This window comes from Candidatus Polarisedimenticolia bacterium (genome assembly GCA_035764505.1).
Classification (GTDB): Bacteria; Acidobacteriota; Polarisedimenticolia; order Gp22-AA2; family AA152; genus AA152.
Genome location: DASTZC010000288.1, coordinates 45,793 through 52,237, shown reverse-complemented (window position 1 = coordinate 52,237; position 6,445 = coordinate 45,793). Strand labels below are relative to the sequence as shown.

Annotated in this window: 8 protein-coding genes; 4 read left to right on the top strand and 4 right to left on the bottom strand. The window is 62.8% G+C overall.

Annotation, left to right across the window (positions count from 1 at the left end):
* Together VFW45_19140 and VFW45_19135 are read left to right on the top strand one after the other, a co-directional pair.
* Positions 1-286: HAD hydrolase family protein (locus VFW45_19140; protein HEU5182913.1), on the top strand; the 286-nt coding region annotated here is incomplete at its 5' end.
* Positions 283-615 (top strand): LapA family protein, encoded by a 333-nt coding sequence (locus VFW45_19135; GenBank protein ID HEU5182912.1) that lies wholly within the window; start codon positions 283-285, stop codon positions 613-615. The genes VFW45_19140 and VFW45_19135, both read left to right, overlap by 4 nt.
* A gap of 9 nt (positions 616-624) precedes the next feature.
* On the opposite strand, the gene VFW45_19130 is transcribed toward VFW45_19135, so the two are convergent.
* The 4 genes from VFW45_19130 to VFW45_19115 all read right to left on the bottom strand — a co-directional run bounded on the left by VFW45_19130 (position 625) and on the right by VFW45_19115 (position 4,037).
* Positions 625-1,443 (bottom strand): hypothetical protein, encoded by an 819-nt coding sequence (locus VFW45_19130; protein ID HEU5182911.1) that lies wholly within the window; start codon positions 1,441-1,443, stop codon positions 625-627.
* Positions 1,418-2,611 carry a hypothetical protein gene (locus VFW45_19125; GenBank protein ID HEU5182910.1) on the bottom strand — a complete coding sequence of 398 codons (1,194 nt, stop codon included), beginning with the start codon at positions 2,609-2,611 and terminating at the stop codon, positions 1,418-1,420. The genes VFW45_19130 and VFW45_19125 overlap by 26 nt, the downstream gene beginning before the upstream one ends.
* 254 nt (positions 2,612-2,865) lie before the next feature.
* Positions 2,866-3,852, bottom strand: coding sequence for a D-glycero-beta-D-manno-heptose-7-phosphate kinase (gene rfaE1, locus VFW45_19120; GenBank protein ID HEU5182909.1), 987 nt, complete (start codon positions 3,850-3,852; stop codon positions 2,866-2,868).
* Positions 3,849-4,037: a Trm112 family protein gene (locus tag VFW45_19115; protein HEU5182908.1), complete on the bottom strand. Its 189-nt coding sequence runs from the start codon at positions 4,035-4,037 to the stop codon at positions 3,849-3,851. Before VFW45_19115 ends, rfaE1 begins: the two co-directional genes overlap by 4 nt.
* 90 nt (positions 4,038-4,127) lie before the next feature.
* On the opposite strand from VFW45_19115, the gene VFW45_19110 reads away from it, so the two are divergent.
* Both VFW45_19110 and waaF read left to right on the top strand, forming a co-directional pair.
* Positions 4,128-5,225, top strand: a complete 1,098-nt coding sequence (locus VFW45_19110) for a glycosyltransferase family 9 protein (GenBank protein ID HEU5182907.1) — start codon at positions 4,128-4,130, stop codon at positions 5,223-5,225.
* The gene (waaF, locus tag VFW45_19105; GenBank protein ID HEU5182906.1) at positions 5,222-6,373 is read left to right on the top strand and encodes a lipopolysaccharide heptosyltransferase II; all 1,152 of its coding nucleotides are present in this window, start codon (positions 5,222-5,224) and stop codon (positions 6,371-6,373) included. Before VFW45_19110 ends, waaF begins: the two co-directional genes overlap by 4 nt.
* The last annotated feature ends 72 nt before the right edge of the window (positions 6,374-6,445 follow it).

Here is a 6,445-nt window from a genome sequence, read left to right as displayed (position 1 = left end):
GGTCAGCAACAAGGTTGAGATTTACCGCGAGATCCTGGCGCGTCGGCGGATCGCTGCCGAATCGGTCTGCTTCATCGGGGATGACGTGGTGGACCTGGAGGTCCTGGAGGAAGTGGGATTCTCGGCGGCGCCGGCGGACGCCCATCCGGCGGTGCGGAAAAGGGTGCGATTCGTAACCCGAGCCCCAGGTGGAAAGGGAGCGGTTCGGGAAGTCGCCGATTTCATCCTGGCCGCGAAAGGGCGCTCGCTGTCGGCCGGTCCCGCCGGTGGGAATCCTCCTCAATGAGCCTGTTCATCGTCGCCCTCTGCCTGTTTTTTTTCGGCGCGGTCCTCATGCTCGTGACCCAGAATGATGCGAGGGTCGACGTCAATCTGCTGTTCAGCTCCTACCAGCAAGTTTCGGTTTCCCTAATCATGGTGGCCTGCCTGGCGGCGGGAGTGGGGTTTGCCTCGCTCATCAGCTTTTTGGACGGACTCCGACTGAGGTTGCAGAACCGCCGGCTTCGCAAGGACGTGGGGAGGCTGGAAGGAGAGCTGGAGAAGCGTCGTAGGCCGATGATGGAAAAGATGGCTTCCGAGCGTCCAGCGACACCACCCCAGGATTTCGCCGGTTGAGCCAGGAAGCTAGTTGCGTCCGTCGTTTGGCGTGGGACGGACCAGGATGATCTCCGAGCAGCTGTTGCCGCAGTTCACGGGCGGAGTCAAGCTGGCCCCCGGGTCGGGGAACTCCTGACCGGGAGGCGGCACGGGGCCGTCGAGTGGACCCTCCCCCTCGATCCTGATTTCCGACAGACTCTGGTAGAGAATGCTCTGGCCGCGAGGAGTGCGAACGGTCAGGACTGCTTTGCCGTCCTGGATTCTGAGCGAGGGAAAGCGGCTCGGAACAGAAGCGTCGGAGATGGCCAGCGGAGCCGACCAGATCCCGTTGCGGAAGGTACTGAGATAGACGCGGGGTATCGGCTCGTTACGCCACCAGGTGACCACGGGATTCCCGTTCGCATCGAAGGCGATCCGAGGATCCAGGTCGTCCAGGGTATTGTCGACGCGCTCGAGCAGGTGGGGACCTTCCCACCGACCTCCCGTCCAGAAAGCGTACGCTATCTCCAAATCGGCGCCGTCGTTCGCGGACCAGACCACCCAGGGTTGGCGCGCACCGGGCCGGGTCCCCACATTAGGAATTCCATCCCCCAGCCGGTCTCCCTGCGGGTTCAACACGTATCGCGAGTCGACTCCGCTGCGGACGGTCTTCCAGTAGAGCGGCTTCCCTTTGTTGAAATCGGGCATGACCAGAAGCCGCGGCGTACGCCCCGGGGCGTCATTTACGATCGATACCTCGGATCGCGCCGGCGTGGCAATGCCTGCCGCGAGCAGGAGGCAAGCCGCCCGGGCGAAGTTGCCGAGACGTGCGTGCACCGGCTCAGGTACGGGCTGCCACTTCTTCACCGCGACCTCCCTTCTCGATGTACGCATCGAACTGAGCCACCTCGTCGAAATGACGTTCTAGAGACGATCGCAGGTGCCGCAGACGGCCGAAGTAGACCTTCTCCTGCACCGCGTTCCCTTCCCGGCGGGCAATCTCCCACAGGTAATAGGCCGCCTGGAAGAGAATGTCGGTATAGGGTGCATCGCCGCCATGGGCCACCGTCTGGGCTTCCTCGAAATACTCTCGGGCCCGAGCCAGCTTCTCTTCCTTGTAGTAGACCTGCCCGAGGATGCGCAGGCAGTAAGCGGTGCCCCGACGCAATCCTTCCTTGCGGCTCAAGGCGAGGCCTTCGCGGATCTCCTTGAGTCCCTTTTCGGTGCGATTCAGCATCACCTGGCAATAGCCGAGGTTGGCTTGCAGAAGCACCACTTCCTGGGCGCTGGCGGTCTCGCGTGCCATCTCCAGGGCTTGAGAGTGGAACTCCGCGGCGCGCGCGTATTCCCCCTCTTCGAAGCACGTCCGGCCGATCGCGTGCAACGCGTAGGCTTGATCGGCGATGTCACCGCTTTCCCGCGCCAGGTCCAGGCAGCGCTCTCCCTCCATGAGGGCGAGATAGCGGTCTCCTCGCTCGTCATGGACGTTCGAGAGCATCAGGAGAGTCAGGAAGCGGGTTCTTGAAGAGATCTTACGGTGATCGCGAAGGATGAGCCTCAACTCGCTTTCGGCCAGATTGATTTTTCCGAGGCGGAACAGTGAGAACGCCATCTTGTAACGCGCCCGTGCCCGCATATCGTCTCTTTCGGGACCCAGGTGACGCTCGGCTGATTGCAGGGCCGACTCGAAGGCAACATAGGCGCGACCGAAGTTTCCGGTCTCGAGCTCCGCGTTTCCCTGGGCCTGCAGCCCGTCGAAGCCGAGTGAAACAGGGGGCTTGAAAGTATCGAACTTCTCCATTTCCAGGACGTCGGAGAAATTCTGGACCGATACGCTGAAAATGTTGGCGAGGGTACAGAGCTTGTCGAAGGAAGGATAGCAGCGTCCGCGCTCGTATCGCGAGAGCTGCGAATTATCGATTTCCGCGCCTTCGGCCTTGGCTTTCAACTCGACGCGGCGCAGGGAGAATCCGTATCCCGTCCTGAGCCGCTTCAGGTAGGAGCCCAACCTGGCGCTTCCTCTCGGTTGTTCCACTGTCTCTCCCGATCGGGATGTGGGTTAATAACGAGCCCGCCGACCCGGGACCGGTATCTACCGCATTTTTCAAGAGCTTTCGAACGATCGATGCACGCTGGAATGCCGTTACGTCTTGGAAATTACCACCCTGCCCAGGGGCCGTCAAGGAAAACTTTCCGCCTCGCTGCTGTATTCGCACCGCAGCCCTCGTGAAGACACCTCTGCGGCCCAACCACCTGAGCTCAAATAACTTCTTCCCGGGAATCGATATTCTAGATACTTGTTCTGAGGAGCTCTTCCGGAGTGACAGTCGCGGTTCCGAGCTTTCCGACCGCGATGCCTGCGGCGCGATTAGCCAGGATGGCGGACTCGCTGAGGGTCGCCCCTGCGGCTATCGCAAGTGTAAGGACCGCAATCACCGTATCGCCGGCCCCGGTCACATCGTAGACCTCCCTGGCGGTAGCGGGTATCAGCTGAGGTGACTGGCCTTTCTCGAACAGGGTCATCCCCTCTTCTCCCTGGGTCAGCAGGATGGCCCGACAATCAAGGAGCCCTATAAGAGCCTCTCCCAAGGCGAGAACTTCAAGCGGGGAGCTGCCGGGAAGACCTGTCATTGCCATGGCTTCCATAAGGTTGGGGGTGACGATGGTTGCCCCGCGGTAGTGCTTGAAATGCGCTGGCTTCGGATCCACCGCCACCGGGACTCGGGCTTTTCGGGCTGCGGGCATGAGGCTGGAGAGCAGACCCTGCGTGATCACCCCCTTTGCATAATCGCTGACGATGATCCCCTGGGTGCCTTCCAGAGAATCGAGGCAACGCTGGGCCAGTGCGGCCTGCGAAGCTTCGTGCAGAGGGTCCGAGGTCTCGCGATCGATTCGAACGACCTGCTGTTGATGGGCTATGACGCGTGACTTCACGGTGGTGGTCCTTCCCTCCTCGCGGATGATGCCGGCCCCGTCCAGCCGAGCCTCCGACAAGAGGCGAAGAATTTCGTCGCCGGCCCGATCGGAGCCCGCGACGCCCACCAGGCTCACTTCCGCGCCGAGCGCCCGAAGGTTGCGTGCGACGTTGCCGGCTCCTCCCAAAAGTGAGGTCTCGGAACCGAGGCGAACCACCGGCACCGGCGCCTCGGGTGAGATGCGATGGACCTTGCCCCAGAGGAACCGATCTACCATCAGGTCGCCCACGACCAGGATGCGGGACCCTGCCATGCGTGGAATGAGCTGGGAAGACCTGGCCGGCTCCAGCCGGTTTTTCAAGGAAGATCCTGGGAGGGAGCTACCTGACGGGCGGCATCCACGAGCATCACCGGGATGTCGCTTTCGATTGGGTAGACCAGCCTGCACTGGCGGCACAACAGTCCCGATCCGTCCGGCAGTAGCTCCACGGAGGTCTTGCATACGGGACAGGCGAGAATCTCTAGGAGTTTTGGATCGACCGCCACGCGGCATTTTCTAGCACAGCGCTCTCGGCGGTGTCAACGAACCGGCTACGGGATCCCAGTGATCCTCGGGACCGCTATAATCGGACCCCCATGCCCATGCCTTTCAACACAGACCTGCGTTCGGGCGACGGCGTCCTCATTGTGCGCCTCGGGGCTGTGGGCGACGTAATTCGGACCCTGCCCAGCGCCGCGGCTCTGCGGACGGCCTTTCCGAGCGTCCGCCTGGGCTGGCTGGTAGAGCCCGGTTCCCGCTCTCTGCTGCCGGCAGCTCCTTGGCTGGATGAGGTCTTCGTGTTTCCGCGCCGCCGGCTGTCCACCCGGGCAATGCTTTCGGATCCGGCGAGCTTTCCCGATCTCCTGCCTGACTTTCTCGATTCCTTGAGAGCTTTCAGGCCACGCTTGACCCTCGATTTCCAGGGATCGCTGAAAAGCGGGCTGCTCACCCTCTTTTCGGGGGCTCCGATGCGGCTCGGTTTCGATAGAAGGGGCTCCCGGGAGTGCAGCTTCATCTTCTATAATCGTCGGGTCGCGCCTTCTTCCCCTCGACTTAACCGCGTCTACAAGAACCTGGAGCTGCTCCAACCCCTCGGCATTCGTCCGGAGAAGCTAGTTTTTCCTTTCGCGCCTGCCAATCTCTCTCCCGGAGTGTTCCGCTTCCTGGATTCGCTCGAAGGACGATCGCCGATCGCAATTCACCCCGGAACGAGCCGAAAACAGGCTCACAAGCGCTGGCCCGAAGCCAATTACGCCGTTCTGGCTCGCTACCTGGCGGCGGAGGGCTGCGCGCCAATCCTCACCTGGGGGCCGGGTGAAGAAAAAATCGTCGAAGCCATTGCTTCCGGCTCCCACGGAGCGGGGATCATGGCTCCCCCGATGGATCTGCCCGAGATGCGGAATTTGCTCACAAGATGCCGACTTTTCATTGGCGGCGATACCGGCCCGATGCACCTTGCCTGGACCCATGGCGTGCCAGTCGTGGCCCTCTTCGGCAGCACCGACCCACAAATCAACGGGCCGCTCGGGGAAGCTCGCCGGATCCTTGCTCCGGCCTGGGCTGACGGGCAGCCCACTCCGCGCCGCGGCGATGCGGAGAGCATCAGGTGGATCACTCCCGATCTTGTTCTGGCGGCCGCCCGAGAGCTTCTGGCGACGCCCAAGATCCCGCTGCCTGAGGCGGGTCGGCCATGAATGAGCGCACCGCAGGGCACGGGGTGGCGAAGATCCTGATTCGGGTCAATAACTGGATAGGAGACGTGGTCATGGTTTCGCCCGCGCTGCGAGCGGTGCGCCGGACCTATCCCCACGCGGAGGTTACTCTGCTCGCCAGGAGCTGGGTCATCGACTCTTTGCGGGGCTCCCCATACTTCGACCGACTCATCGAGTACGACCGGAAGGGAGCGCATGCAGGAGGGTGGGGACGCTGGAAGCTCATCCAGCGCCTTCGCCGGGAGCATTATGACATGGCCCTACTTTTCCAGAAGGCCTTCGAGGCCGCGCTGTTCGCATCGATGGCCCGGATTCCGCGCCGCATCGGCTTTTCCACCGACGCCCGCGGATGGCTCCTGACCGATGCCTTGCCGCTCCCAAAAGAGGGGCATCACGTGGAGCATTTCCTGCAAATTGCCGAAGCGGCTGGGTGCGATACCAGCGATCGCCGCTTGAGCTTCCACGTAACGCCTGCCGCACGGGACGCAGCCTACCGCTTCATGCGCCAGCAAGGGCTGCTGGAGGCGCCGCTTCGCGTCGGCATCCACGCCGGAGCCTCCAAGGCCCCTCGTGCCTGGCATGCCTCCCGTTTCGCCGAAGTCGCCACCTCGCTGGCCAGCCAGCTGGGGGCACGCGTCCTGCTGTTCGGCTCCGACGCCGATGCTCCCTTGTTGGAAACCATCCGCCGCGAATCGGGAGACGTCTGCCTGCCCCCGCCCCGCGGCCAGAGTCTTCAGGTCATGGCGGCGTTGATGGAGCATTGCCATCTGGTGGTGTGCAACGACAGCGGTCCCATGCACGTGGCAGCGGCACTCCGCATTCCCATCGTGGCCCTTTTCGGACCGGGATCTCCCGAGCGCACAGGACCCTTCACCGATCCGGCGCTGGTGCGAGTCCTTACCCGTCGCTTTCCCTGCTCACCGTGTCGCCAGGATTTCTTCCGCGAGTGCCAGCCGGCCGAATCGGGAAAGCCTTTTTGTCTGGAAGAGATCACCGCTGCGGAAGTCGTGGCGGCGTCGCAGGACCTCCTGGGTCTGGCGCCGCGCTCCGTCCTCGGAATTTCCGGCTCAGCCGCCTTCGAAAACCCGCAGCGCCCCAGCGGCGTGACAGGATGCGCCAAGCTTCTCTGAACATTTGGGGATTTCCCTCGCAGTAGCTCTTCAGGAAGAAGAGGCGCTCCCCTCTCGAGAGCGGCTCGTTTC